Here is a 25,300-nt window from a genome sequence, read left to right on the forward strand (position 1 = left end):
GGCAGACTTTCGCACCGATGTCCTCTCCCGCGGCCCGAGCCGCTGACGCGCGCCCCGAGCCGGCCGACCAGCCGTCGGACCAACAGTCGGATCATACGTCCGCGCCCGCCGTCTCCTCCCGCGACGGCGGGCGCCCGCCTCGTACCCGCCGTCCGCGCAGGCGCAGGCCGCGCTCCCGCGAGGGTGTGGCCGTACCCGCAGCCGACGTCCGGCCGGTCGACGACGCGGAGCTGGACGCGCTCGCCGAACGCATCCCCGCCCTCTCGCTCCAGGACGAGCACCGCATCGGCCGCCGCCTCGAGACGGTGCGCCGCACCCGCGACACCGCCGCGCGCGCCCGCGCCGCGGCCGGGATCGTCGAGGCGGTGGAGGCGGCCGAGCGGCGGATGGTCGCTCGGCGGGGTGCCGAGTTCACCATCCGCTACCCGGAGGCGCTGCCGGTCAGCACCCGCCGCGAGGACATCGCCGCCGCGATCCGCGACCACCAGGTCGTGATCGTCGCCGGCGAGACCGGCTCCGGGAAGACCACGCAGCTGCCGAAGATCTGCCTCGAGCTGGGCCGCGGGGTGCGCGGGCTGATCGGGCACACCCAGCCGCGCAGGCTCGCCGCACGCACGGTGGCGGCCCGCATCGCCGAGGAGCTGGGCACCGAGCTGGGTGACACCGTCGGCTGGAAGGTGCGCTTCACCGACCACGTCGGCGAGAAAACACTGGTCAAGCTCATGACCGACGGCATCCTGCTCGCCGAGCTCGCGGGCGACAAGATGCTCCGGCAGTACGACACCCTGATCATCGACGAGGCCCACGAGCGCAGCCTCAACATCGACTTCATCCTGGGCTACCTCACCCAGCTGCTCCCCCGCCGGCCGGATCTCAAGGTGATCATCACCTCGGCCACGATCGACGTGGACCGGTTCGCGAAGCACTTCGACGCGCCGGTCGTCGAGGTCTCAGGGCGCAGCTACCCGGTCGAGGTCCGGTACCGCCCCATCGTCGACCTGGACGATCCCGACCACGACCCCGACCGCGACCAGCTCGACGCCATCGGCGACGCCGTGGCCGAGCTCCAGCGCGAGGGCGACGGCGACATCCTCGTGTTCCTGCCCGGCGAGCGCGAGATCCGCGACACCGCCGAGGCGCTGACCAAGCGGGACTTCCGCAACACCGAGATCCTCCCGCTCTACGCGCGGCTGTCGACGGCCGAGCAGCACCGCGTGTTCGCGCCCCATCCGGGGCGCCGGGTGGTGCTCGCGACGAACGTCGCCGAGACCTCGCTGACGGTCCCCGGCATCCACTACGTGATCGACACGGGCACCGCCCGCATCTCCCGCTACTCGCGGCGGTTGAAGGTGCAGCGGCTGCCGATCGAGAAGATCTCCCAGGCCAGCGCCAACCAGCGCGCCGGACGCTGCGGCCGTGTGGCCGACGGCATCTGCATCCGCCTCTACAGCGAGGACGACTTCGACGCGCGCCCGGAGTTCACCGACCCGGAGATCCTGCGCACCAACCTCGCGTCCGTCGTGCTGCAGATGATCTCGCTCGACCTCGGCGAGCTCACCGACTTCCCCTTCGTCGAGCGGCCGGATCCGCGCGCCGTCGCCGACGGCATCGCGCTGCTGCAGGAGCTGGGCGCGCTCGACGGCCGCGAGCTCACTCCGGTGGGTCGCGCGCTCTCCGCCCTGCCGGTTGACCCGCGGCTGGGCCGGATGCTCGTCGAGGCCGACCGCAACGGCTGCCTGCGCGAGGTGCTCGTCATCACCGCCGCGCTGTCGGTGCAGGACCCGCGCGAGCGGCCGGCCGAGCAGCGCCAGGCCGCCGACGCGAAGCACGCCCGGTTCAGCGGGGAATGGACCGCGGGCGGCTCGACCCTCGACGCCGCCGGCTCGGACTTCCTGGCGTTCGTCAACCTCTGGCGCTACGTCGCCGAGAAGCGCGAGGAGCTGTCCGGGAACAGGTTCCGGCGGTTGCTGCGCGACGAGTTCCTGCACTACCTGCGCATCCGCGAGTGGCAGGACCTGCACGCCCAGCTGCGGCAGGCGGCGCGCAACGCGGGCCTCACCCCGGGCGACGTCGACGCTGTATCTACCCGCCCCGCCGACTCCGCAAGCTCTGCCGGCTTCCATCCCCTACAAGCCGACCGGATCCACATGTCGGTGCTGTCCGGGCTGCTCTCGCAGGTCGGGCTGCGCGACGACGGTCCCGAGCGAGGCGACCGCAACAAGGATCGGCGGAGCACCGGTCGCGAGTTCCTCGGTGCCCGCGGCGCCCGTTTCATGATCTTCCCCGGCTCACCGCTGGCCAAGAAGCCCCCGCGCTGGGTGATGGCGGCCGAGCTCGTGGAGACGTCGCGGCTGTTCGCGCGCACCGCAGCCCGGATCCAGCCGGAGTGGCTCGAGCCGCTGGCCGAGCACCTGGTCAAGCGCACGTACTCCGAGCCGCACTGGTCGCGCAAACGGGCCGCCGTCGTCGCCACCGAGCGCGTCACGCTGTACGGGATCCCGATCGTCGTCGGCCGGAAGGTCGACTTCGGCCGGATCGACCCGGAGACCTCGCGCGAGCTGTTCATCCGGCACGCCCTCGTCGAGGGCGACTGGGACACCCGCCACCGCTTCTTCCACGCCAACCGCGAGCTCCTGGAGGACGTCGAGGAGCTGGAGCACCGCGCGCGGCGGCGCGACCTCGTGGTCGACGAGGAGACGCTCGTCGCGTTCTACGAGGAGCGCATCCCGGCACACGTCGTCTCCGGCCGGCACTTCGACTCGTGGTGGAAGAAGGAGTCGCGGCGCACGCCCGACCTGCTCGACTTCACCGAGGAGATGCTGCGCACGGCGCAGGCGGCGGGGGTCGACCGCTCGGCATACCCCGACCACGTCGAGGCGGGCGGGCTCACGCTGCCGCTGTCCTACGCGTTCGAGCCCGGCGCCCGCAGCGACGGTGTCACCGTCGACGTACCGGTGGCCGCGCTGCACCAGATCGATCCCACCCCGTTCACCTGGCAGGTGCCCGGGCTGCGCGAGGAGCTGGTCACCGCGCTGATCCGCACACTGCCCAAGCAGCTGCGCCGGCTGTACTCGCCCGCTCCCGATCACGCGAGGGCGGTGCTCGCGCGCCTGCAGGCCGGGCGGGAGCCGCTGCTCGACGGGCTGGAGCGCGAGCTCGGCCGGATGCGCGGCGTCGAGATCCCGCGCGAGGCGTGGGAGCTGGAGCGGCTCCCCCAGCACCTCACGGTGACGTTCCGGGTGGTGGACGAGGCAGGCCACGAGGTCGCGCGGGGCGCCGACCTGGAGGCGTTGCGGCGCGAGCTCGCGCCGAAGGTGCGCGAGGAACTCGCCGCGGCGGGCGTCGACATCGAGACGACGGGCGCCAGAACCTGGTCGTTCGGCACGCTGCCGCGCGAGCACCCGATCCGGCGGGGCGCCCACACCGTCACCGGCTACCCGGGGGTGATCGACCGCGGCACGAGCGTGGACGTCCGGGTGTTCCCCACCGCGGCCGAGCGCGACGCGGCCCACCACCGGGGCGTCCGGCGCCTCCTGCTGCTGGAGACACCGTCACCGGTGCGGCAGGTGCAGCGCGACCTGGACAACGCCGCGAAGCTCGCGCTCTCCCGCAACCCGCACGGCTCGGTGGCCGCGCTGCTCGACGACTGCGTCACGGCGGCCGCCGACCACCTGATCGCGGCGGCCGGTGGCCCGGCATGGGACGAGCGGTCCTACGTCCGGCTGCGCAAGCTCTTCGCCGATCGCCTCGCCGCCACCACCCTGCAGGTGCTGCACGCCGTGCGCGGGGTGCTGGTGGTCTGGCACCGGGTGCAGGCGCAGCTGTCCGACCTGCGTGCCCCCGTGCTGGCCGCCGGCGTCGCCGACATCACCGCCCAGGTGAACGCCCTCGTCGGTCCCGGCTTCGCGACGGCGGCAGGCGCCACCCGGCTCGCCGACGTCGCGCGCTACGTGGAGGCCGTGGAGCGGCGGATCGAGAAGCTGCGCGCCGACCCGGCCCGCGACGCCGAGTGGACCGCGCAGGTCCGCGCGGTGGCCGACGAGTACGCCGCCGAGCTGGCCGCGCTCCCCCCGGGCGTCGATCCGGGGCCGGAGCTGCGCGAGATCCGCTGGATGATCGAGGAGCTGCGGGTGGGCCTCTACGCCCACCCGATGCGCACCCGCTACCCGGTTTCGATCAAGCGGATCCAGCGGGCGATCGACGACCTGGCCTGACGGCGAGGAGGTTCATCGCGCGGAAGGCGATGGGCACACCACCGTCCTGGTTCAGCAGCTCGACCTGCGTGACGACCATGCCCCGGTCCGGCTTCGAACGGGACAGGCGCGTGTCGAGCACCGTCGCGCGCAGGTGAACGCGGTCGCCGGGCCGCAGCGGCACCTGCCAGCGCAGCTCGTCGACACCGGGTGAGGCGAGACTGGCTGCGCGCGAGAGGTAGTGGTCGGCGAGCAGCCGCATCGCGAGCCCGGCCGTGTGCCAGCCGCTGGCGATGATCCCGCCGAACGGGCCGTGCAGCGCGAACCCGGGGTCGGTGTGGATGGGCTGCGGGTCGAACTCCTTCGCGAAGCGGAGGATCTCCTCCTCATCGACGTCGAGGTGGCCGTACTCGTACTGCGCACCGGTCACGTAGTCGGCGAACCAGCGGTCGTGGATGGGCGCAGCGAAGTCGGTGGGGCCGAGCGAGCGTGTCATACCCGCATGATCGGGCAGGGAAGGTTCAACGTTCGTTGAACCGTCTGAGTGGCTCTGGCCGTCAGAACGCGACCATCTCGCGCAGCCATCCGCTGAGCGCCGCGATCTCCCCGGCAGATGCCGTTCCGATCGGGGCAGGCCGGGTGAATCGCTTCGTGGACACGGCCCGGACGTCCTCGGTGCGTGCCCAGCTCGGGCTGCGCAGCCCGGACTCCGGAGAAGCGATGCGCACGTGGTGTTCGAGACCGCGGTCTCTGGTGGTCAGGGGGACGACGAGCGCCATGTCGATCGGGAAGCGGCAGTGCGTGGTCGAGCTGACCACGATCGCCGGCCGGAGGCCACCTTGCTCGTGTCCGATCGGGTTGCCGAAATCCACCCACCACACCTGCCAGGGAGCCAGCCGCGGAGACCGACTCACCGGTCGGGTTCCGAGTACTCGCCCGCAGCGTCGGGGAGGCCGTCACCCACGGTTCCATCGGCCTCGTCGAGCTCGGCCTGATAGCTCGCCCATTCGTCGGGGTCGGCACGGAGCTCTTCGTATCGGCGAACGATCTGATTGATCTTGTGTTCCCGAACGAGCTGGCGGACGACCTCACCCAGCGGCACTCCCTGGAAGTCCCGGGCGGCAAGCTCCGCGAGCTCGTCGCGGACTCCGCTATCGATCTGCATGGACGTCGTCGCCATACCCTTCACTATAGAATCTGCCATAGACGACCGCGATCTCCGCAGGGCGCCGATCCGCCACTCACGCGTTAGGGTGCCGATCATGCGCGAGCCCGACCCCGCCAGGCCGTCGCCACCGGACGACAGCTACCTGCGCTCGCTCAACGCGGCCACCGAGCTGGCCGTCCGCGAGGCCGAGCCGATCATGTCCGAACACGCCGGGGCGCCGGGGGAGGTCCGGTCCGCCGTGCTCGCCGCGGCGCGGGAGTACGGCGACGACCTCGTCGCACTCAGCCACGATCTGCACGCCCACCCCGAGGAGGCCTACGCCGAGCACCGGTCGGCACGGGCGGTGGCCGCCCTGCTGGAGCGGCACGGCCACACCGCCGAGATCGGGGTCGGCGGCCTGGACACCGCGCTCATCGCCACCCGCGGCACCGACGGCCCGCACATCGGCGTGCTCGCCGAGTACGACGCGCTGCCCGGGATCGGCCACGCGTGCGGCCACAACATCATCTGCGCCACCGCGGTCGGCGGGTTCCTCGCCGCGGCCCGGGTGCAGGAGCAGGTCGGCGGGCGCCTGTCGCTGATCGGCACGCCGGCCGAGGAGGGCGGCGGCGGCAAGGAGAAGATGGCCCGCGCCGGCGTCTTCGACGACGTCGACGCCGTGATCATGCTCCACCCGTTCACGCACGACCTCGCGCTGCACCCGTTCCTCGGCCGCCGCCAGGTCGAGATGGTCTTCCACGGGGTCGCGTCGCACGCCGCCGCGCAGCCGTTCATGGGCCGCAACGCGCTCGACGCGGCGGTGGCGGCCTACCAGGGCATCGCGGCGCTGCGCCAGCACCTGCCCAGCAGCGACCGGCTGCACGGGATCTTCACCGACGGCGGCGCACGACCCAACGTGGTTCCCGAACGCGCGGCGCTGCTGTACTACGTCCGCTCGGCGGCGCCCGAGACGCTGCGGGACCTGGCCGTCCGGATGACGGAGATCGCGCACGGCGCGGCGGCGATGACCGGCTGCGGCGTCGAGTTGCATTGGGACCCGCTGCCGCCGTACCTGCCGATCCGCTTCAACCACGCGCTGGCCGCGCGGTGGGCGGTGAACCAGGAGCCGGTGGGACGCAGGTCCCTGCCGCCCGGTGTGGTGCCCGACTTCCTCACCGGCTCCACCGACCTGGGCAACCTCAGCTACCGGATGCCCGCCATCCACCCGATGATCGCCGTGTCCGACCCGACCGTCGCCCTGCACACCACGGCCTTCGCGGAGGCCGCAGGCGGGCCCGCGGGTGACCTCGCCGTACGCGACGGCGCCGTCGGCCTCGCGCTCACGGCCGTCGACTACCTGGCCGACCCCTCCCTGCGCGAGGCCGTCCACGCCGAGTTCGCCGCGGCAGGCGGCCCACTGGACGTACCGACGTTCTTCGACTGAGCCAGCTTCGAGGAGGCCGCGTGACCACCGCCAGCCAGTCCGCCCCACCCGGCCGCCTCGACCGCTTCCTGGACCGGATCGAACGCGCCGGCAACCGGCTGCCCGAGCCGTTCATGCTGTTCGTGCTGCTCACGCTCGTGGTCGCGGTGCTGTCCTCGGTGATGGCGGCGTTCGGGGTGGCCGTCACGATCCCCGGCGAGGACGAGGTCACGCCGGTGCGCGGCGCGTTCAGCGGCGCAGGGCTGGAGTTCTTCTTCACTGGCCTGGCGGAGAACTTCATCGGTTTCCCACCGCTGCGCACGGTCGTGACGATCATGCTGGCGGTCGGGCTCGCGGAGCGGTGCGGGATGCTCGCGGCGCTCATCCGGCTCGCGTTCTCGCGCGCACCGCATTGGCTGCTGCCCTACGCGCTCGGGTTCATCGGCGTCAGCGGCAGCGTCATGGCCGACTCGGCGTTCATCATCATCCCGCCGCTCGCCGCGATCGTGTTCAAGGCGGCCGGCCGGCACCCGGTGGCCGGGCTGATCGGCGGCTTCGCCGCCGTCGGCGCGGGCTACTCGACATCGCTGCTGGTGACCAGCCTGGACGCGCTGCTCGCCGGGATCACCAACGGGGTGGCCGCGACCCTGCCCGTCACCGGCACGCCCGTCACCCCGATCTCGAACTACTTCTACAACGCGGTCTCCTCGATCGTCCTGAGCCTGCTGGCGGGCCTGATCATCGACCGGGTGGTGGAGCCGGGGCTGGTGCGCTCCGGCTTCCCGGACAGGGAGGTGGAGCGCGACGACGCTCCGGCCAGGGGCGACGAGAACGACCCGACCGCCGAGCCGACGAGTGCCACCGTCACCACCGCCGAGCGCCGCGGGCTGCGCGCCGCGGGCGTCGCGCTGCTCGTGCTCGTGGTGGCGGTGCTCGCGCTGGTGCTCGTACCGGACTCCCCGCTGCGGAACGAGACCGGCGGCTACCTGCCGAAGTCGCCGCTGCTGGACTCGGTGGTCACGCTGGTGTTCCTGGCGTTCTTCGTGCCCGCGCTCTTCTACGGCATGTTCGCCGGCACGATCCGGCGCGGGGCGGACGTGCCGCTGCTGATGGCCCGCGCGCTGAGGGACCTCTCCGGGTTCATCGTCCTGGCGTTCGTCCTCGGCCAGTTCATCGCGCTCTTCGCCTGGACCAACATCGGCGCCTGGCTGGCCATCTCCGGCGCGCAGCTGCTGGAGGCGATCGGGCTCACCGGCTACCCGGCGATCCTCGGGTTCGTGGTGCTCGCGTCGCTGCTGAACCTGTTCATCGTGTCCGGATCCAGCCTCTGGACGCTGATGGCGAGCGTGTTCGTACCGATGTTCCTGCTGCTGGGCTACGAGCCCGCCTTCGTGCAGGGTGCCTTCCGGGTGGGCGACGCGGCCACGCAGGTCATGACGCCCCTCAACCCGTACATGATCGTGCTGCTGACGTTCGTGCGGCGCTACGAGCCTGCCGCGGGACTGGGCACGGTGATCGCGAAGATGGTGCCGTTCGTCGTGCCGTTCTGGGTGGCGTGGGTGCTGGTGCTCACTATCTTCTACGCGTTCGGCATCCCGCTCGGGCCGGGGGTCGACGTGCGGGTGGGCGAGTAGCGCGCACTCAGCGGAGCGCCGAGCGCGCCGTGGGCTCCAGCTCGAGCACCTGCACCGACTTCGCGGCCGCCTGCCAGGACGGGTCGGTGTCGAGCCGCTCCCGCGCAGCCCCGAGCGCATCGGCGGCGGGGAACGACGCGAACCAGACCACCGCCTGCTCGTCGCGGACCGGCAGCGCCGGGAAGTCGTTGGCGTACGGGGCGGTGCGCGCGACCACGGGCCGCACACCGAGCAGCGACTCGGCGTCGTCGGCGGCCGCTTCCACGCCGTCGCCCGTGCGGACCACGACGAGGACGCGCGAGGGGCCGGCCCGGCCCGCTCCGACGGCCACCCGCGGGGCATCCGGGAACCCCGAACCCACCGGCTCCAGCAGCAACACGTCGTCGAAGTCGACCATCGTGGCGTTCGCCGCGTCGCGGTGCCGCTTCCACACCGGCCCGCCGTAGAACCCGGCGAGCGCCGCCCTGCGGGCCGGCATGTCGGAGAACCCGCGGACCCACACGAACCGGTCCGGGTCGCGCACGTCGCGGAACGTGCCGACGATCTGGGCGCCCAGCTCTTCCTGGGACTCGACGAACTCCCGCTCGAACAGCTCGATCAGCTCGTCACGGCGGCCGGGGTGCAGGGTGTACTGCCGCAGTTCCAGGATCGTCACGAGCGGAGGCTAGTGCTTCCGCGATCGGAGGCCGGCCGGCCGCACTGTCGGTCCGAGGCATGCGGTGGCCGCGCACGCCTGGTCGCCTCGGGCGGCCGCTGCGACGACCTCGGCAACGGCGCGCCCGCGCAACCGGGCCCTGCGATCTGCGTCACACCCCGGTGAATCCGCCCGTGGTCGCGGCGCCCCACCTCTCGCATCAAGAGAAGGAGGCCACATGACCGACGTCTGGTCGACCGTCCACGCTGAACGCGCCGCACTCGCCGACGACCTCGCGCGGCTCACGCCTGCGCAGTGGGCCACCCGGTCGCTGTGCTCGGAGTGGAGCGTTCACGACGTGCTGGCCCACCTGGTCGCGACCGCGAAGACGACGAGGTGGCGGTTCCTGCGCAAGTTCGTGGCGGCCCGGTTCGACTTCCACGCGTTCACCGCCAACGGCGTTCGGGAGAAACGGGCCGAGGACCCCGCCGATACCCTCACCTCGTTCCGCGCGGTGATCGGCCGCACGTCCACCCCGCCCGCACCCCTCGAGTCCCGGCTGGTGGAGGCGTTCGTCCACGGCGAGGACATCCGCCGCCCGCTGGGGTTGCGTCGCGAGTACCCGGTCGCCGAGGTCGTTCGCGCGATCACCCTGCAGGCGCGCACCGACGCGGCCTTCGGCGGCGGCAAGGCGCGGGTGGCCGGGGTCGAGATCCGCGCCACCGACGCCGACTTCACCCTCGGCGCCGGTCCGGTGGTGGAAGGTCCCGCGATCTCGTTGCTGCTCGCGGTCTGCGGCCGGCGGGACGCCTTCGCCGAGCTCTCCGGCCCGGGCCTCCCGCTGGTCACCGCACGGGGTTGAGCCTGGAGCCGACCGGGTCAGGGGTCCGCCAGCACCTGGCGGGCGAGGCGGCCGAGGGCGTCCGCGACCTGCGCGGGCGTCACCCCGCTCGCGCGCTGGTAGCGGAACACCTCGGCCGCGAGCGGCGCGAGGAGCACGTCCACCAGCGCATCCGGGTCCGGGGTGCACGCCTCCACGAGCAGCGACCGCACGTGTGCCCGCCAGAACCCGTAGGAACCCACCGCGAACCGCGCCGCCCCCGCGTCGATCGCGAGCAGCAGCGGGAGGTGCCGGTCGAGGTGCTCGACCATCGCGGCGTAGAACGCCGCCAGCCGCTCGGCGGGCGGGGCGCCGGGACCGAGCGGAGGGACGCCGCGCAGCAGCTGCTCCTGCAACTCCCGCTCGTGCTCGCCGAGCAACGCCTCCGCGATCGAGCCGACGTCCGGATAGCGGCGGTAGAGCGTGGCTCGCCCGACCCCGGCGGCGCGGGCGACGTCGTCCATCGTGACGGCGCGCGGATCCTCCCGGCTGCGGAAGAGCTCCGCGGCTGCGGCGAGCACCCGGGCCCGGTTGCGGGCGGCGTCGGCGCGCTCAGCGGGCGGGGCGCCCACACGCGGCGGGTCGACGGCTGCCATCGGCCAAGGTTAGTGAGCCGCATGGGCCAGCAGCACGCCGCCCGTGATCAGTACGAGGGCGCCGAGGCGCACCGGCGTGACGGGGTCGTGGTGCACGGCGAGACCGAGCAGCACCGCGCCGGCCGCCCCCATCCCGGTGAACACGATGTACGCCGTGCTGACCGGCACGCCGGCGAGCGTGGCACGCGCGAGCAGCCAGATGATCGCGACGCACAACGCGATGCACACCACGCTCGGCCAGAACCGGGTGAGCCCCTTCGTGGGCGGGATGCTCTGCGCCCACGCGATCTCGACGACCCCGGCGGCGAGCAGCCACAGCCAGCCGTTCACGCGTTTCCGTCCTTCCGCGGTGCGTTCCAGGGTGGCCATGCCCGCCTCACGCCGCCGCCGCGGCGAACGCCGCGACGAGCCGGTCGACCTCGGCCTCCGCTGACGCCACCGACGCCTCGTGCTCGGACCTGCGGTCCGCGAGCACCGGGTCGACGAGGGAGTTGACCAGTTCGGCGGCCACGACGTCCACGTCGGTGACGGCGAAGTGGCCGTCGAAGAAGTCGCGCAGGTAGCTGGTGGCGTGCTCGACGGCCGCGCGCGGCGTGCCGGGCAGGTAGGTGCCGCCGCGCGCGCAGACCACGACGAACCGCGTGCCGGCCAGCGACATCCGCGGGAACGTCACCTGGTCGATCCATGCCTTGAGCGCCGCGGGGACCGAGAAGTTGTACATCGGCGTCGCGACGAGGACGACGTCCGCGGCGAGCAGCTCGTCGAGCAGCGGCGCCAGCACCGCCCAGGCCGCCTTCTGCGCCGGGGTCTCGACGACCTCGTGGTAGCGGTGCGGGTCGGTGATCCGCCGTCGCATCAGCTCGTCGCACAGCTCGGTCCACGCCTCGTCGATGAACGGGACGGGGTCGGCCGCGAGGTCGCGGTGGACGTAGGGCGCGCCGGGGTGGGCAGCGCGCCAGCCGTCGGCGAAGCGGGCGCCGAGCCGGCGGGAGAACGAGGTGGAGCGGGCGCTGGCGTCGAGGTGCAGCAGGCCGGGCACGGCAGCCTCCAGAAGTAGAAGTGGACGATGTGTCCAGTTCTACCCTTATCTGGACGTCGTGTCCAGTTAGAGCGATCACATCGCAGCCCTCTAGCGAGATGTAATAGATCTGCTATTTTCAATCGCAGAGGTACCGCAGAGGGGAGCAGGGTGACGACCGAGAAGGAGTTCGTCCACAACCGCATCGCCGTGCTTCGGGCCGAGCGGGGGGTGTCGCGGCGCGAGCTGGCCGAGGCGCTCGGCGTCCACTACCAGACCGTCGGCTACCTGGAGCGCGGTGAGTACCGACCCAGCCTGCACCTGGCGCTGCGCATCGCCGCCTACTTCGAGGTGCCGGTCGAGGTCGTGTTCTCGCTGGCGCCGTTCCCCCGCCTGGGCAGCACGAACAGCTAGGAGGAGCACGCCATGGAGCCTCGCAACCAGCGAGACGTGAAGATGCTGGCCAGGGTCCACGGAGAGGTCCCGGCCAAGTACGCCGACCAGCGCGGCAGGCGGCGGCTGGTCGTCGCAGGCGCCTGCGCGCTGGGGCTGCTGTGGGTGAACACGGCGGTGTCCTGGCTGCTGGCGCCCAGCACCACCGCGATGGTCACGTGCTTCGTGATCCTCGCCGTCGTCGGCCTCGCCGGCGCGTGGATCTGGGGCACGCTGTCGGTGAGCACGCGCGGCACCGTCGGGCTGCCCGAACACCTGCTGGACGAGCGGCAGGCGAAGGAACGGCTCCACGCCCACGCCAGGGCGCACCGGCTGACGCTGATGCTGCTCTTCGCCGTCTACTTCGCCGTCGTGTCGGCCCTGCCGGAGCAGCACGCCGGGATCCCGAGCGCCGCCCTGACGCTGCTGACCGCCGCGCTCATGACCACGGTGGCGGCGCTCCCGTCGCTGGTGGTGGCCTGGCGGATGCCCGACCCCCCTGCCGACGACGAGTGAGCCCGGCGCACGGCGGCGTGACCGCGCGGATCGCGCCGGGCCCGTCACCCCCCGACGGACCCGGCACGATCACCGCACTCTCACTTGATGGCCCCCAGCGAGAGCCCTTGCACGAGCTTGTCCTGCGCCGCGAACCCGGCGATCAGCACCGGGAGCGACACCACCACCGATGCCGCGCACACCGTGGCCAGGAACAGGCCCTGACTGGTGACGAATCCGGTGAGGAACACGGGCGCGGTCTGCGCGACGGTCGCGGTGAGCACGCGCGCGAACAGCAGCTCGTTCCAGCTGAAGATGAAGCAGATCAGCGACGTGGCCGCGATGCCGGGCAGCACCATCGGCGCGACCACCGTGCGCAGGGTGCGGGTGAGGTTGCAGCCGTCGATCGACGCCGCCTCGAGCACCTCCACCGGCACCTCGGCGAGGAACGAGCGCATCATCCACACCGCGATCGGCAGGTTCATCGACGTGTACAGGATGATCAGCAACCAGATGTTGTCGAGCATCCCGATGCCCTGCGCGATCAGGTAGACGGGCAGCAGGCCCGCCACCACCGGCAGCATCTTCGTGGACAGGAAGAAGAACAGCACGTCGGTCCACTTGCGCACCGGCCGGATCGACAGCGCGTACGCCGCGGGGATCGAGAGCAGCAGCACCAGTGCCGTGGACAGCACGCTCGCGGTCAGCGAGTTGAGCAACGGCGGCCACGGGCTCGCGCCGGTCTGCGCGCCGAAGAAGTTCGCGTAGCCCTCCAGCGTGAGCGGCGCGAACAACGACGGCGGGTTCGTGGCGGCGTCGGCCTCGCTGTGGAACGACGTGAGCAGCATCCACAGCACCGGGATGATGAACAGGATGCCGACGAGCCAGGCCAGGACGCTGAGCAGCGTTCCCGTCCGGTTGGGTCGCGGTGCCGACGCCGCCGGCGGCGCGGTACGCGGCGGCGCCTCGAGTGTGGTGGTCATCGGGCCCCCTCCTCACGGAACAGCGACGACACGGTGCGCAGCGCGAACGTGGCGATGATGATCGTGCCGATCACGACGACCACGCCCGCCGCGGAGGCCCGGCCGTAGTCCTGCGCGTTGTAGAAGATCTGGTAGATCGTGTACGGCAGGTTCGCCGTACCCAGACCACCCGAGGTGATCGTGAACACGGCGTCGAAGTTCTGCACGATGTAGATCGATCCGAGGAGCGCTCCGAGCTCCAGGTACTGGCGCAGGTGCGGCAGGGTCATGTACCGGAAGATCTGCCAGCTGGAACAGCCGTCGATCCTGGCTGCCTCGATCACGTCCAGCGGCTTGCTCTGCAGCCCGGCGAGGATGATCAGCATCATGAACGGCGTCCACTGCCAGACCAGTGAGACGACGATCGCGGTGAGCGGCATCGTCGAGATCCAGTCCGGCTGCGGGGCGTTCTCCCCGAAGATCCACGTGAGCACGCCGTTGAACAGGCCGTACTCCGGGTTGTAGAGCGCGTGCTTCCACACCAGCGCCGCGGCCACCGGCACCACGAGGAACGGGGTGATCATCATCGTGCGGACGACCCCGCGGCCGCGGAACGCGCGGTCCAGCAGCAGGGCGATGAGCAGGCCGAGCACGAGGCTGACCAGCACCACCGACACGGTGAGCTGGATCGTCGTGATGATCGAGTCCCGGGTGTTGACGTCGGTGAGCACGCGCCGGTAGTTGTCGAACCCGGTGAAACCGCGCTCGTCGGGGTAGTAGGCGTTCCAGTTCATGAACGAGATGACCAACGTGATCACGAACGGCAGCTGGGTCACGATGATCAGGAAGATCAGCGCGGGCAGCAGCGGGGCGCGGCGGGCCCAGTCGCCCGCGCGGCGCAACGCCGCCTTCTCCTCCGCCGAGCGATCCCACGCGGGGCCCGTGCGCGGCTGCACTTCGGTGCTCATGAGTTGCCCTCCGCCCGAGACCGGTACCGCTCCGCCACGTCGTCGGCCAGCTGCTGGCCCCGCTCCAGCGCCTGATCGACCGTCACCAGCCCGGCGATCGCCGAGCTCACTTCCTGCGACACCTGCGTCCCGAGGTCGGGGAACTCCGGGATCCCGACGAACTGGATGCCGATCGCGGGCCTCGGCTGCACGCCGGGGTTGCGCGGGTCGGCGGTCTCGATGGCGTGCTTCGTCTGCTCGGCGAAGGCACCCGCCTCGGCGACGTACTGCGGGTTCTCGTAGGTGGACGCCCGCTTGCCCGCCGGCACGTCCGACCAGCCGACCTGCTCGCCGACCAGCTGCTCGTACTCCTTGCTCGACGCCCACGAGACGAACTTCCACGCGGCGTCCTTCTTCTCGCTGGCCGCCTGGATCCCCCAGGACCAGGCGTACAGCCACCCCGAGCTGTCGGTCTCGACCACCGGCGCGGGCGCGTAGCCGATCTTGCCGCGGACCGGCGAGTCGGCGGCCTCCAGCGAGCCCGCCGCGGACGTGGCGTCGTACCACATGGCGGCGTTGCCCTGGACCATGTTGTTCAGGCACTCCGTGAAGCCGGCCTGCGGTGCGCCCGCCTCGCCGTGCTCGCGCACCAGGTCGACGTAGAACTGCACCGCCTTCGTGAACTCGGGCGAGTTCACGCCCGCCTGCCAGTCGATGGTGAACCAGGTGCCGCCGAACGTGTTGACCACCGTCGTCAGCGGTGCGAAGACCTGGCCCCAGCCGGGCTGGCCGCGCAGGCAGATCCCGGCCATGCCGGGCTGGACGCCGTCGAGGCGGGCGGCGATGTCGGCCACCTGCTGCCACGTGGGCTGCTCCGGCATCGGGATCCCAGCGGCCTGCAGCACGTCGGCGCGGTACATGAGGAACGAGGACTCGCCGTAGAAGGGCTGGCCGTAGATCTGGCCGTCCGGGCCCTTCAGGGACTCGGTCATCGGCGGGAGGATGTCCGCCTGGTCGAAGGCCGGGTCGGCCGCGATGTAGGAGTCCATCGGCGCGATCCAGCCGCTGCGGGCGTAGATCGGGATCTCGAAGTTGGACAGCGACGCGACGTCGTACTGACCGGCCTGGCTGGAGAACTCCTGGCTGATCTTGTCGCGCACGTCGTTCTCGGGCAGCACCGTGAAGTTGACGGCGATGCCGGTCGCTCTCGTGAAGTGCTCGGCCGTCAACCGCTGCAGGTCCACCATCTGCGGGTTGTTGACCATGAGCACGTTGATGCTGTTCGCCCCACCGCCCCCGACGCTGCCGCCCCACCCCGCGCAGGCGGTGCTCGTCAGCAGCACGACGAGGGAGAGCAGCACGGTCCGCATGCTCTTTCGCCTCATTGCGTCCCTCCGGCATCGGTGCTCAGATGAGCACAACCGCGATCACACGATCAGAAGTGTGGCAACGACCCAACCTCAACTCAATGGCCTGTGGAAGAATGGGCGAAGTTCCGCTCATATGAGCGAGGAGGCGGCAGTGGCGATCGACGGCAGCCCGCGCGGGCCGGCCCAGCTCGTGCTGACGGCGTCGGTCGCGCGCCGGTACTACCTCGACGGCCGGTCCAAGGTCGAGATCGCCCAGGAGTTCGCGCTCAGCCGGTTCAAGGTCGCCCGGCTGCTGGACGACGCGCGCAACAGCGGGCTCGTCCGCATCGAGATCGGTCACCCGGGCTCGGTCGACGTGGAGCTGTCCGACCGGCTCATGTCGGCGCTCGGCCTGCAGCACTGCGTCGTCACCGACACCCCCGACGACGTGCCGGCCACCATGCGCGCCCACCTGGGGGCCGCCGCAGCCGAGCTGCTCACCGAGATCGTCACACCGGACGACGTGCTCGGCCTGTCGTGGGCCCGTTCGGTGAGCGCCATGGCCAACGCGTTGCAGCGGCTCGCCCCCGTGCCCGTCGTGCAGCTCACCGGGGCGCTCGCCCGGCCGGGCGTCGACGACAGCTCGATCGAGGTGGTCCGCGACGTCGCCCGCGTGGCCGGCGGCCCTGCCTACTTCTTCTACGCCCCGATGGCGGTGCCCGACGCCGCCACCGCCCAGGCCCTGCGCCGCCAGCCCGAGGTCGCACAGGCGTTCTCCCGCATCGGGTCGGTCACCTGCGCCGTCGCGGGGGTCGGGGCGTGGGAGCCGGAACAGTCCACGCTCTACGACGCCACCGGCGAGACCGAACGGCAGGAGCTCGCCCGCCGCGGGGTGTGCGCCGAGATCTCCGGCGTGCTCGTCGACGCCGATGGCAACCCCGTGCGCTCCGAGCTCACCGAGCGGATGATCGGCATCACGGCCGACCAGATGCAGGCCGTGCCCGAGGTGATCGCGATCGTGTATGGAGGGGCCAAGGTGCGAGCCGTGCTCGCCGCGGTGCGGGGTGGGATGGTGAACAGCCTGGTGACGCACTCGACGCTGGCCGAGTCGCTGATCGCCGCGGCTGCGACATGAGAGCGGGGTCCTGACGGTGGAGGTGCCGCTGCTGGGCGGCACGGCCAACCGCGGTCAGGTGCACCGGGTCGGCGACACCGTCCGGCGGCCGCTGCGCCCCACGAGCAGCGCCACCCACGCGCTGCTGCGCCATCTCGAGGACGTCGGGTTCGACGGCGCCCCGCGCGTGCTCGGCATCGACGACTCCGGCCGGGAGGTGCTCAGCTACGTGCCCGGCCGGGCCGTCACCGCACCGGCCCCGGCCTGGGGGCTCACCGATGACGCCCTGCGCAGCGTCGGCCGGCTGCTGCGCCGCTTCCACGACGCGACGGCTGCCTTCGACCCGGCGCCGTACCGCTGGTCGCACCCGGCACCGGCCCCGTTCGACGGCCGCGGCATCGCCCACAACGACCCGAACCTCGACAACGTGGTCTTCCGGGACGGCCGAGCCGTCGCGCTCATCGACTTCGACCTGGCGGGGCCGGGCTCCCCCGTCTGGGACGTCGCGGCCGCGGCCCGGCTCTGGGCGCCGCTGCGCGACCCGGTCGACACCACCGACACCCGCCGCGGCCGCGAGCTGGAGCGCACCCGGATCCTCCTGGACGCGTACGGCCTGGACGACGCCGGCCGGGCGGCGTTCCTCCCCGCGCTGCGCGACTCGCACGCGTGGATGCGCGAGATCGTGCGGGACGGCGCCGAACGGGGCGTCCCCGGCTTCGCGGAGTACTGGACGCCCGAGGCGCAGGAGCGCCAGGAACGGGCCATCGCGTGGTACGACCGGAACGCCGACGCGATCGCTTCTGCCGTGCAGTAGCCGCGCCGGGCACCCCGAGCTGTGGATCCTTGGCCTCCCGCCCCGGCCTCTGGTGGTCTCGTGATCGGCAGGTCGGGTGGGCAGCGGCGGAATCCGGCCGCATTCGCGCCGAACCCTGATCACGGCCGGCTCGGGTGCGTTCAGCGGAACGCGACGGCGTGCCGCTCGGGACGAACCCTTTCGTGGGCGCGCCGTTCCCGACTCGGGCCGCCCAGCCTCACGCCGGCCTGGGGCTGTCGTGCCGATCCGGTTCGCCCCGCACCTCAGGTGTGCGGGGTGGCGGGGTCGGGTTCACCACCGACCTCCCACCCACGTGTCGGGGCCGAGGAGAACAGGCCCGAACACGACAGAAGCCTGGACGGCGAGCGAGCACCAGGTGGCCAGAGCCGGGAACGGCGCGTCCCACCGCAGCCCCACCCCACCAGACCGACCCGGCGCCAGCGGCATGATCCGAACCAGCGGGCGTCCATTGCTGTGGCCACAACCACGGACAACCGATACCGCGGATCATGCGCGCAGCCCCCGCCCAGCGGGCCGCGCGCCATGATCACGAAGCGCGGCAGTGGTGCACGGGCATTAGATTGGCGTCATGCTCGACCCGCTGTTCGACGAGCTGAGCATCGAGGAACTGCGGCAGCGGCCGGGGGCGAAGTGGCGCGTGGACCCCGACGTCCTCCCGGCGTGGGGTGGCCGACATGGACTACCCGGTCGCGCCGGTGATCGCAGACGCCATCGAGCGCACGGTGCGCCGCGGAGACCTCGGCTACCCGCAGTGGGAGGACGTGCACCCGCTGCGCGTCGCGTTCGCCGACCGGATGCGCGAGCGCTACGGATGGCGGGTCGACGTCGCCGACCTGCGCGAGCACACCGACGTCGTGCAGGCCGTGCAGGTGCTGCTGCACCTCGCCACGGCGCCCGGCGACGCGGTCGCCGTGCACACCCCGACCTACCCGCCGTTCCACCACAGCGTGGGTGCGATGGGCCGCAAGCGGGTGGACGTGCCGCTCCTGCGCAGGCCTGCGGGCTGGGCGGTGAACACCGCGGGCCTGGCCGACGCCGTCGCCGCGCACGACTGCCGGGCGCTGCTGCTGGTCAACCCGCACAACCCGACCGGCAGGGTGCTCACCCGCGACGAGCTCGGCGAGATCGCCGCGATCGCCCGCCGCCACGACCTGCTCGTCGTCAGCGACGAGATCCACGCCGAGCTCGCCTTCCCGCGGCACGAGCACGTACCGTTCGCCTCGCTCGACGCCGACGCGGCGGCCCGCACGGTGACGCTCACCTCGGCGAGCAAGGCCTTCAACCTGGCCGGCCTGCGCTGCTCGGTGGCCCACTTCGGGCCGCGCCGGCTGCTCGCCCTGCGCGACGCGGAGCCGACCGAGCTGTACGGCGCGGTCTCGACCCTCGCCGTGGTGGCCGCCGTCGCCGCGTGGCGGCACGGCAGGGACTGGCAGGAGCGCCTCCGGCGCGTGCTCGACCGCAACCGGCGGACGGTGGCCGGGGCTATCGCGTCGTGGACGTCGGACCCGGATCCGATGCCGGAGGCCACCTACCTGTACTGGTTCGCCGCCGACGCGCTCGGGCTGGGCGACGACCCGGTCGACGAGGTGCTCACCCGCGCCCGCGTGCTGCTCGCCGGAGGACCGCGGTTCGGCGAGGAGGGCCGCCGCTACCTGCGGTTGAACTTCGCCACCGGCGCGGCCGTCCTGCAGGACGTGCTCGACCGGCTCGGCTCGCTCGCCCCGGCGCGCACCCCTCGGTGAGCGCTGCAGAATGGCCGCGATGACTGCCGTGGAACGGCTCCTCACGACCGCGTACGTCGACGACCGGGCTCCGGACGAACACGTGTCGGTGCGGGCGCGTCATGAAGCCGTCCTCACGGACGGCCGCCGGCTCCTGCTGCTGGACGACCGGGGCTGGGGCTCGACCCAACGGTGGAGCGCCGCATCGGCCGAGGACGTCGAGGAGACGGCGCGCGTCGTCGTCGGACCGGACGAGCCCCCCGAGGGCCGCACCTGGGAGCAGGAGCAGACCGGGCACTGGGCCCACCTCGCCCGGATCCTCGAGGAGCACGGTGTCGCGGTCGACGCCCGGGACCTGAGGCGCCTGCCGCACGACGTCGTGCTGACCGAACGGCTGCTGGCGCTCCTCGGCGGCGAGCCGGCGTCCTCCTAGGCGCGCACGCCTACCTGCCCCACCGCGCCGCGGAGCCCGACGCACCCGACGCAGCCGATACAGCCGACGCAGTCGACGCACCCGATGCACGCCACACAGCGACGGCATCCGACGCAGCCCAGGCACGCGATGCACGCCACGAGCGCCACGCTCAGCAGCGTCAGCACGGAGCCCATGATCCCGACGCTGCCCGCCGTGGCCACGCTCCCCGCCACGGCGGCGCTCCCGGACGTCGCCACGCTTCCGGCGACCGCGACGCTCCCCGCCGTGGCGACGCTCCCGGCCACGGCCACACTGCCCGCGGTGGCCACGCTCCCCGCCACCGCGAGGCTGCTGTCCGTCGCGATGCTGCCGGCGACCGACACATCCTGATCACCCATCTGCGTCCTCCCCTGGTCGTCCCGGGGGCGCACGCTACCCCGGGATGATCCGCCGCTTCCGCAGATCGTCGAAGAGGCCGAGCAGCATGGCCTCGGTGTCGACGTAGCGGTGGAAGCCGAACCGGCGGGATTTCGACGTGTCGGCGAACATGTCGTAGTCCCAGGACAGGACGAAGTCGCCGAACGCCCACGACGACACGTCCGCGTATGGGGTGGGGGCGAGCCCGTGACGCGCGACCATCGCGTCCCACACCGGCTCCTTGTCCGCCATCACGTCCTGCAGGGACATCGGCAGCGGCGGGGCCACCTCCAGCCCGAACGCGTCCGCGACCACCGGCCACATCCGGTTCCAGCGGAAGAGGTCCCCGTTGGCGATGTTGAACGCCTCGTTCGCGCAGCGCGGGTCGGTGGCCGCCCACACCGTGGCCTCGGCGAGCAGCCCGGCGTCGGTCAGCTCCAGCAGCGCGTCGTACGCGCCCGGCTTGCCGGGGAACCGCAGCGGCACGCCCAGCTCCTTGCTGATCGACGCGTACACCGCGAGGACGACGCCGAGGTTCATCGGGTTGCCGAGCCCGAACCCCACCACCACGGATGGCCGGATCGCCGACCACGTCCAGCCACCGGCGGCCGCGCGCTCCTCCACGAGGTGCTGCTGGTCGACGTTGAACTCCGGCGGCATGTGCGGCGGGTCGCTCTCCTTGGCCGGGGTGGAGAACGGTCCCAGGTGGGCGCCGTAGACCTTGTAGCCCTGCATCAGGCTGACGTGCTGCAGGTCGGGGGCCATGTCGGCGGCGACGTCCAGCACGGTGCGCAGCATCGCGACGTTGGGTTCCACGAGTTCCGACCACGTCGGCCGGTCCTGGTAGGCGGCGTAGAAGACGTGGGTGATGCCGGGATGGGCCCGCAGGGCGTCCCGGACTGAGGCCGGGTCGAACAGGTCGGCGGCCACGTGGCGCACCGGACCGTCCGCGGGTCCGCCGCGCCGGGACAGGCCGACGACGTTCCAGTCGGGCAGGCCTGCGAGGTGCTCGGCGAGCGTGCCGCCGATGACGCCGCGGGCGCCGACCACGAGTGCGGTTCTGGACATGGGAGTCCTCCTAGACGGTGACGGGGGTGCGGCGACGGTCGAGCGTCACGGCGGCGATGGCGACGGCGAGGCCTGCGGCGGCCATCGCAGCGCCGACGGCGTTGGCGGCGGGGAACCCGAACCCGGCGTCGATGACCACGCCGCCGAGCCAGGCCCCGACGGCGTTTCCGAGGTTGAAGGCGCCGATGTTGGCGGCGGACGCCATGGTGCCCGCGGTGCCGGCGGCGTCGAGCACCCTCGCCTGCAGCCCCGGCACCGTCGCGAACGCGCTGGCGCCCACGAGGAACAGGGTGATCGCGGCGGGGATCGGCGAGTGCACGGTCACGGTGAACAGCGCGAGGACGACGGCGAGCGCCCCGATCGTCCCGATGATCGACGGCATCAGGGCACGGTCGGCGATCCGGGCGCCGACGATGTTGCCGACAACGAGCCCGGCCCCGAACAGGAGCACGAGCCAGGTGAGCGCGCTCGACGGGAAGCCCGCGACGTCGACCATCAGCGGCGCGACGTAGGTGAACGAGGCGAACACGCCGCCGAAACCGAGCGCGGTCATCCCCAGGGCCAACCACACCTGGGGCCGGCGGAACGCCGAGAGCTCGGCCCGCAGGTTCGCGGCCGGGTCGGCGGGGTTGTCGGGCACGAGGGCGAGCACGCCGAGCGCCCCGACCACGCCGAGCGCTGCCACGACCCAGAACGTGCTGCGCCAGCCGAACGACTGGCCCAGCAGCGTGCCGAGCGGCACGCCGAGCACGTTCGACACGGTCAGGCCGGTGAACATGGCCGCGATCGCGGCCGCGCGGCGGTTCGGGGCGACGAGCCCGGCGGCCACCACGGACCCGACGCCGAAGAACGCGCCGTGGCACAGCGAGGCGACGATCCGGCTGACCATCATCAGCCCGTAGTCGGGGGCGAGCGCGGAACCGATGTTGCCGATGACGAACAACGCGAGCAGGGCGAGCAGGACGGGCTTGCGCCGCAGCGGGGTCGCCGCAGCGGTGAGCAGCGGCGCCCCCACGAAGACCCCGAGCGCGTAGCCGGAGATCAGCAGGCCCGCGGCGGGGATGTCGACACCGAACTCGGCGGCGATCTCGGGGAGCAGGCCGGTCGGGACGAACTCCGTGGTCCCGATGGCGAAGGCGCTGATGGCGAGTGCCAGCAGAGCGAGGGGCATGGACGGTCCTCCTGATTTGAGCGCACGCCGATAGAGCGCGTCTACAACAGTTGCACACGCCGCCTATTGCGGCAAGCAGGTATGCTGGGCCGCGCATGAGGAGGTGCCGGGATGCCGATCGCCGACGACGCCGTCGAGGTGCGTGCGCAGGGCTGGCGCACGCTCGCCGCGCTGCACGGCCGGCTGGAGGAGGCGCTCGAGAAGGCGCTGCAGGCCGAGTTCGGCCTCTCCGTGGTCGAGTACACGGTGCTCGACACGCTCGCCCGCCAGGACGGGTGGCACATGAGGATGCAGCAGCTCGCGCGCGCCGCCGCGCTCTCCCACAGCGCCACCACGCGGCTGGTCAACCGCCTGGAGAACCGCGGCCTGCTCAGCCGCTACCTGTGCGCGGACGACCGGCGCGGGATCTACAGCCAGATCACCGAGCAGGGCCGGGAGCTGCTCGAACGTGCCCGCCCGGTGCACGACGCCACCCTCAAGGAGGCGCTCGACGCCGCCGGGAGCGTCCCCGAGCTCGGCCGGCTCGTCGAGCTGTTCCGGGCCTGAGCGGTGCTCCGGCTGTCGATCGTTGTGCGCGTGGAGGGCTTCCCGCCTCGGCGGGCATCGTCGTGATCGGCCGATCGGTGCGCGGTCGCCGGATCTGACCCCGGTTGCGCGCCGAACCGCTGATCACGGCCGGGTGCGGGTGCGTTCCGCTCCCGCGGTGTGACTGATCCGTCTCGTGGGCGCGCCGTTCCCGGCTCGGGCCAGATGGCCCTCACGTACCCGGCCCGGGGCTGCTGTCGTGTCGATCCGGTTCGCCTCGAGCCCTCACCTGTGCGGGTGGTCGGGTTGGATTCACTACTGACCCCGGGGTTGCGCGGGCGGCCGTTCCCGACCCGGGGGCACGCCCGATCGGGGACGAGACCGCTGCGGTCGAGTGCCACGCGACTGGCGGTGGTCCCGTTCCCACCACCGGGATTCCCAGGACGACGGGGGCAAGACCGGCCGGATCGGGACGTGAGCTGCGCCTTGAGGTGTTGCGATATCGAACTGCGCTCGACCCCGGGCACCTGGTCGCGATGGTCCGCCTCACCGGTTCCCCTGGCTGCACTGACGACCATAGCAACCGAAACCAGGGGTCAGCCGGGTCGGAGAGTGGGGATCAAGGGCAAATGGTCGCTCCCGAAGATCAACTAGCCACCATCTCGCCTTGATCGCTGAAGGCTCCTCGCGCCGATCAGGCAACAGCCTCCCGGTGCAGCCGATGTCCCGTTTCCGCTGCTCACGAGGGCTGGGCCGCGGCCCGGATCCGGCGGTGACCTCACCGTGCCGCTGCAGGGGAGGGCTGGACGGGAGGGATCGGGACCACCGCCGGTTGCGTGACACCCGGCAGTGACGATCTCGTCGTGAACGGGCGTGCCCCCAGGCCGGGGACGGCAGCCCACGCAACCCCGGAGGTCGGTGGTGAACCCAACCCGGCCACCCCGCACAGGTGAGGGGTGCGACGCGAACCGCGGGACCACGCGAGAGACCCAGATGGTGGGCGAGCGCCGCGTGGCCCGGGCCGGGGACGGCGCGCCCACCGGAACCTTTGCCTGACGGGGCCGACTCGATGGGACCGATGGGATGACCGCGCTCAGGCCCGGCGAAGCGGCCGGGCTGGGCCACGGCCTCGTTGGCCGGGGGTGCCCATGATCCGAACTGTCGGTTGCCCATGGCTGCTCCCACCACAATGAGCACCCGCCACCGCAGATCATCAGCGCCAAGATCGCACGTGTCGGTTGCCCACGGCTGTCACCACAGCCATAGCCAACCGATACAGCGGACCACCGGAGTCCAGCCGGTGGCTGGCGACGAGGCGTCCCGGAGCGAACCCGATGCACGCATGGGGTCGACCTGATCATGCAGAACCCGGTTCGCTCTCGGGCAGGCCCCGCTCATGTCCGCCTCGAGCTCGTGGTCGGGTACGGAACGCAAGGATCCTCCAGGCCGGTTCGGACCTGCTACCGGCCGAAGGACGCCTTCCAGGCGCGGAACCCGCCGTCGAGGTCCGTGGCGTTGCGCAGCCCGAGATCCTGGAGGGAGGCGGCGGCGAGGCTGGAGCTGTAGCCCTCGGAGCACACGACGATCCACGTGACGTCGTGGTCCACCGCCTCCGGGATGCGGGCGTCGGAGGCCGGGTCGAGCCGCCACTCGAGGTGGTTGCGCTCGATCACCAACGCCCCCGGCAGCTCGCCCTCCTGCTCGCGCTGCCAGCCGGGCCGCGTGTCGACGAGGATCGCACCGTCCCGCACCATCTCCGCCGCGCGTTGCGGGTCCGGCCGGTCGAGCCGGGCTCGCGCCGCCGCGAGCAGGTCGTTCACGGTGGTCATCCCACTCCCTCCGACGAACCGGGCTCCACGAGCACGCTGCGCGTCCGGCGCAACCGCGCACCCGGCTCGACGGTGTAGTACGACATCGCGGTCAGCGGAGGAGAGTACGCGTGCACCGACACCGCGGGTGTCGGCTCGGTGTTGCCGACGTCGTGCACGTGCCCGAGCGGGAATCCGAGGCTGCGCCCGGCGCTCACCCGCCGTTCACGCAGGCCGTGCCCCACCCACCGCTGCTCGACGAGGCTGCCGGACACGACCGTGAGTGCCCCGAGCGAGCCTGCGTGGTCGTGGAGCTCGGCGGTCTGCTCGGTGGCCCAGCTGATCAGCCACACGTCCACGTAGTCGTCGGTGCGCAGCAGGCGGTACCAGCGGCGCTCCGGGTCGACCTGGACGGGATGGCGCCCTGCGCGCACCTCGGCGGCGACGTCGCGGGTCAGGGCGGTGAGATCACCGAGGGCGAGCGGGGTGGGGGCGTGCAGCAGCACGGGAGTACTC

General features: G+C 72.2%; 26 protein-coding genes. 12 read left to right on the forward strand and 14 right to left on the reverse strand.

The annotated features are described in order from the left end of the window. The first annotated feature begins 17 nt into the window (after window positions 1-17). Window positions 18-4,214: an ATP-dependent RNA helicase HrpA gene (hrpA, locus tag FHX44_RS13450; RefSeq protein ID WP_147256111.1), complete on the forward strand. Its 4,197-nt coding sequence runs from the start codon at window positions 18-20 to the stop codon at window positions 4,212-4,214. Here hrpA and FHX44_RS13455 read toward each other — a convergent pair. The 3 genes from FHX44_RS13455 to FHX44_RS13465 form a co-directional block, all read right to left on the reverse strand. Next, the gene (locus FHX44_RS13455) at window positions 4,177-4,689 is read right to left on the reverse strand and encodes a MaoC family dehydratase (RefSeq protein ID WP_147256112.1); all 513 of its coding nucleotides are present in this window, start codon (window positions 4,687-4,689) and stop codon (window positions 4,177-4,179) included. The genes hrpA and FHX44_RS13455 overlap by 38 nt on opposite strands. Window positions 4,690-4,750: 61 nt before the next feature. Further along, complete coding sequence (locus FHX44_RS13460) at window positions 4,751-5,107, reverse strand: type II toxin-antitoxin system PemK/MazF family toxin (RefSeq protein ID WP_147256113.1); 357 nt, start codon at window positions 5,105-5,107, stop codon at window positions 4,751-4,753. Further along, window positions 5,104-5,373 (reverse strand): hypothetical protein, encoded by a 270-nt coding sequence (locus FHX44_RS13465; RefSeq protein WP_212612457.1) that lies wholly within the window; start codon window positions 5,371-5,373, stop codon window positions 5,104-5,106. The genes FHX44_RS13460 and FHX44_RS13465 overlap by 4 nt, the downstream gene beginning before the upstream one ends. An 82-nt stretch (window positions 5,374-5,455) precedes the next feature. Here FHX44_RS13465 and FHX44_RS13470 point away from each other — a divergent pair, with 82 nt between their 5' ends. After that, on the forward strand, window positions 5,456-6,784 hold the full coding sequence (locus FHX44_RS13470; protein ID WP_147256114.1) for a M20 family metallopeptidase: 1,329 nt from the start codon (window positions 5,456-5,458) through the stop codon (window positions 6,782-6,784). A gap of 20 nt (window positions 6,785-6,804) precedes the next feature. Further along, complete coding sequence (locus FHX44_RS13475) at window positions 6,805-8,397, forward strand: AbgT family transporter (protein ID WP_147256115.1); 1,593 nt, start codon at window positions 6,805-6,807, stop codon at window positions 8,395-8,397. Window positions 8,398-8,404: 7 nt separating this feature from the next. Here the strand turns inward: FHX44_RS13475 and FHX44_RS13480 are convergent, their stop codons facing one another. Then, complete coding sequence (locus FHX44_RS13480; protein ID WP_212612458.1) at window positions 8,405-9,052, reverse strand: NIPSNAP family protein; 648 nt, start codon at window positions 9,050-9,052, stop codon at window positions 8,405-8,407. 217 nt (window positions 9,053-9,269) lie between these two features. Here FHX44_RS13480 and FHX44_RS13485 point away from each other — a divergent pair, with 217 nt between their 5' ends. Next, window positions 9,270-9,893 (forward strand): maleylpyruvate isomerase family mycothiol-dependent enzyme, encoded by a 624-nt coding sequence (locus tag FHX44_RS13485; protein WP_147256116.1) that lies wholly within the window; start codon window positions 9,270-9,272, stop codon window positions 9,891-9,893. 17 nt (window positions 9,894-9,910) lie between these two features. Here the strand turns inward: FHX44_RS13485 and FHX44_RS13490 are convergent, their stop codons facing one another. The 3 genes from FHX44_RS13490 to FHX44_RS13500 are packed head-to-tail and all read right to left on the reverse strand — an operon-like array spanning window position 9,911 to window position 11,546. Then, on the reverse strand, window positions 9,911-10,507 hold the full coding sequence (locus FHX44_RS13490) for a TetR/AcrR family transcriptional regulator (protein ID WP_147256117.1): 597 nt from the start codon (window positions 10,505-10,507) through the stop codon (window positions 9,911-9,913). A 9-nt stretch (window positions 10,508-10,516) separates the two neighbouring features. Further along, the gene (locus FHX44_RS13495; RefSeq protein ID WP_246170353.1) at window positions 10,517-10,837 is read right to left on the reverse strand and encodes a DMT family transporter; all 321 of its coding nucleotides are present in this window, start codon (window positions 10,835-10,837) and stop codon (window positions 10,517-10,519) included. Window positions 10,838-10,883: 46 nt separating this feature from the next. Next, window positions 10,884-11,546, reverse strand: coding sequence for an FMN-dependent NADH-azoreductase (locus FHX44_RS13500; protein WP_212612459.1), 663 nt, complete (start codon window positions 11,544-11,546; stop codon window positions 10,884-10,886). A 150-nt stretch (window positions 11,547-11,696) separates the two neighbouring features. Here FHX44_RS13500 and FHX44_RS13505 point away from each other — a divergent pair, with 150 nt between their 5' ends. Together FHX44_RS13505 and FHX44_RS13510 are read left to right on the forward strand one after the other, a co-directional pair. Then, window positions 11,697-11,939, forward strand: coding sequence for a helix-turn-helix transcriptional regulator (locus tag FHX44_RS13505; RefSeq protein WP_246170354.1), 243 nt, complete (start codon window positions 11,697-11,699; stop codon window positions 11,937-11,939). Between the two features lie 12 nt (window positions 11,940-11,951). Next, window positions 11,952-12,473, forward strand: a complete 522-nt coding sequence (locus tag FHX44_RS13510) for a hypothetical protein (RefSeq protein ID WP_147256121.1) — start codon at window positions 11,952-11,954, stop codon at window positions 12,471-12,473. Between the two features lie 80 nt (window positions 12,474-12,553). On the opposite strand, the gene FHX44_RS13515 is transcribed toward FHX44_RS13510, so the two are convergent. Genes FHX44_RS13515 through FHX44_RS13525 form a run of 3 tightly spaced genes read right to left on the reverse strand, consistent with a single transcriptional unit; the run spans window position 12,554 to window position 15,731 of the window. Then, a complete protein-coding gene (locus FHX44_RS13515) occupies window positions 12,554-13,435 on the reverse strand; it encodes a carbohydrate ABC transporter permease (protein WP_147256122.1) in 882 nt (293 codons plus the stop codon). Further along, the gene (locus tag FHX44_RS13520; RefSeq protein ID WP_147256123.1) at window positions 13,432-14,382 is read right to left on the reverse strand and encodes a carbohydrate ABC transporter permease; all 951 of its coding nucleotides are present in this window, start codon (window positions 14,380-14,382) and stop codon (window positions 13,432-13,434) included. Before FHX44_RS13520 ends, FHX44_RS13515 begins: the two co-directional genes overlap by 4 nt. Continuing rightward, on the reverse strand, window positions 14,379-15,731 hold the full coding sequence (locus tag FHX44_RS13525; protein WP_246170355.1) for an ABC transporter substrate-binding protein: 1,353 nt from the start codon (window positions 15,729-15,731) through the stop codon (window positions 14,379-14,381). Before FHX44_RS13525 ends, FHX44_RS13520 begins: the two co-directional genes overlap by 4 nt. Before the next feature lie 151 nt (window positions 15,732-15,882). Here FHX44_RS13525 and FHX44_RS13530 point away from each other — a divergent pair, with 151 nt between their 5' ends. From FHX44_RS13530 to FHX44_RS42125, 5 genes are all read left to right on the forward strand, one after another. After that, on the forward strand, window positions 15,883-16,845 hold the full coding sequence (locus FHX44_RS13530; RefSeq protein WP_212612460.1) for a sugar-binding transcriptional regulator: 963 nt from the start codon (window positions 15,883-15,885) through the stop codon (window positions 16,843-16,845). Between the two features lie 16 nt (window positions 16,846-16,861). Further along, a complete protein-coding gene (locus FHX44_RS13535; protein ID WP_212612461.1) occupies window positions 16,862-17,638 on the forward strand; it encodes a phosphotransferase enzyme family protein in 777 nt (258 codons plus the stop codon). A 695-nt stretch (window positions 17,639-18,333) separates the two neighbouring features. After that, window positions 18,334-19,401 (forward strand): MalY/PatB family protein, encoded by a 1,068-nt coding sequence (locus FHX44_RS13540; RefSeq protein WP_246170356.1) that lies wholly within the window; start codon window positions 18,334-18,336, stop codon window positions 19,399-19,401. 19 nt (window positions 19,402-19,420) lie between these two features. Beyond that, window positions 19,421-19,813: a hypothetical protein gene (locus FHX44_RS13545; RefSeq protein ID WP_147256127.1), complete on the forward strand. Its 393-nt coding sequence runs from the start codon at window positions 19,421-19,423 to the stop codon at window positions 19,811-19,813. A 174-nt stretch (window positions 19,814-19,987) separates the two neighbouring features. Continuing rightward, the gene (locus FHX44_RS42125) at window positions 19,988-20,185 is read left to right on the forward strand and encodes a hypothetical protein (RefSeq protein ID WP_170308893.1); all 198 of its coding nucleotides are present in this window, start codon (window positions 19,988-19,990) and stop codon (window positions 20,183-20,185) included. A 42-nt stretch (window positions 20,186-20,227) separates the two neighbouring features. On the opposite strand, the gene FHX44_RS13555 is transcribed toward FHX44_RS42125, so the two are convergent. Together FHX44_RS13555 and FHX44_RS13560 are read right to left on the reverse strand one after the other, a co-directional pair. Then, entirely contained in the window at window positions 20,228-21,280 is a 1,053-nt protein-coding gene (locus tag FHX44_RS13555) for an SDR family oxidoreductase (RefSeq protein ID WP_147256128.1), read from the reverse strand. A gap of 10 nt (window positions 21,281-21,290) precedes the next feature. Then, window positions 21,291-22,451, reverse strand: coding sequence for an MFS transporter (locus tag FHX44_RS13560; RefSeq protein ID WP_147256129.1), 1,161 nt, complete (start codon window positions 22,449-22,451; stop codon window positions 21,291-21,293). 111 nt (window positions 22,452-22,562) lie between these two features. Here FHX44_RS13560 and FHX44_RS13565 point away from each other — a divergent pair, with 111 nt between their 5' ends. Next, window positions 22,563-22,997, forward strand: coding sequence for a MarR family winged helix-turn-helix transcriptional regulator (locus FHX44_RS13565; protein ID WP_147256130.1), 435 nt, complete (start codon window positions 22,563-22,565; stop codon window positions 22,995-22,997). A 1,439-nt stretch (window positions 22,998-24,436) separates the two neighbouring features. On the opposite strand, the gene FHX44_RS13570 is transcribed toward FHX44_RS13565, so the two are convergent. Both FHX44_RS13570 and FHX44_RS13575 read right to left on the reverse strand, forming a co-directional pair. Further along, window positions 24,437-24,805 (reverse strand): rhodanese-like domain-containing protein, encoded by a 369-nt coding sequence (locus tag FHX44_RS13570; RefSeq protein WP_147256131.1) that lies wholly within the window; start codon window positions 24,803-24,805, stop codon window positions 24,437-24,439. Further along, complete coding sequence (locus FHX44_RS13575; protein ID WP_147256132.1) at window positions 24,802-25,290, reverse strand: cysteine dioxygenase; 489 nt, start codon at window positions 25,288-25,290, stop codon at window positions 24,802-24,804. The genes FHX44_RS13570 and FHX44_RS13575 overlap by 4 nt, the downstream gene beginning before the upstream one ends. Window positions 25,291-25,300: the final 10 nt, after the last annotated feature.

The organism is Pseudonocardia hierapolitana (assembly GCF_007994075.1).
In the GTDB taxonomy this organism is placed as follows: domain Bacteria; phylum Actinomycetota; class Actinomycetes; order Mycobacteriales; family Pseudonocardiaceae; genus Pseudonocardia; species Pseudonocardia hierapolitana.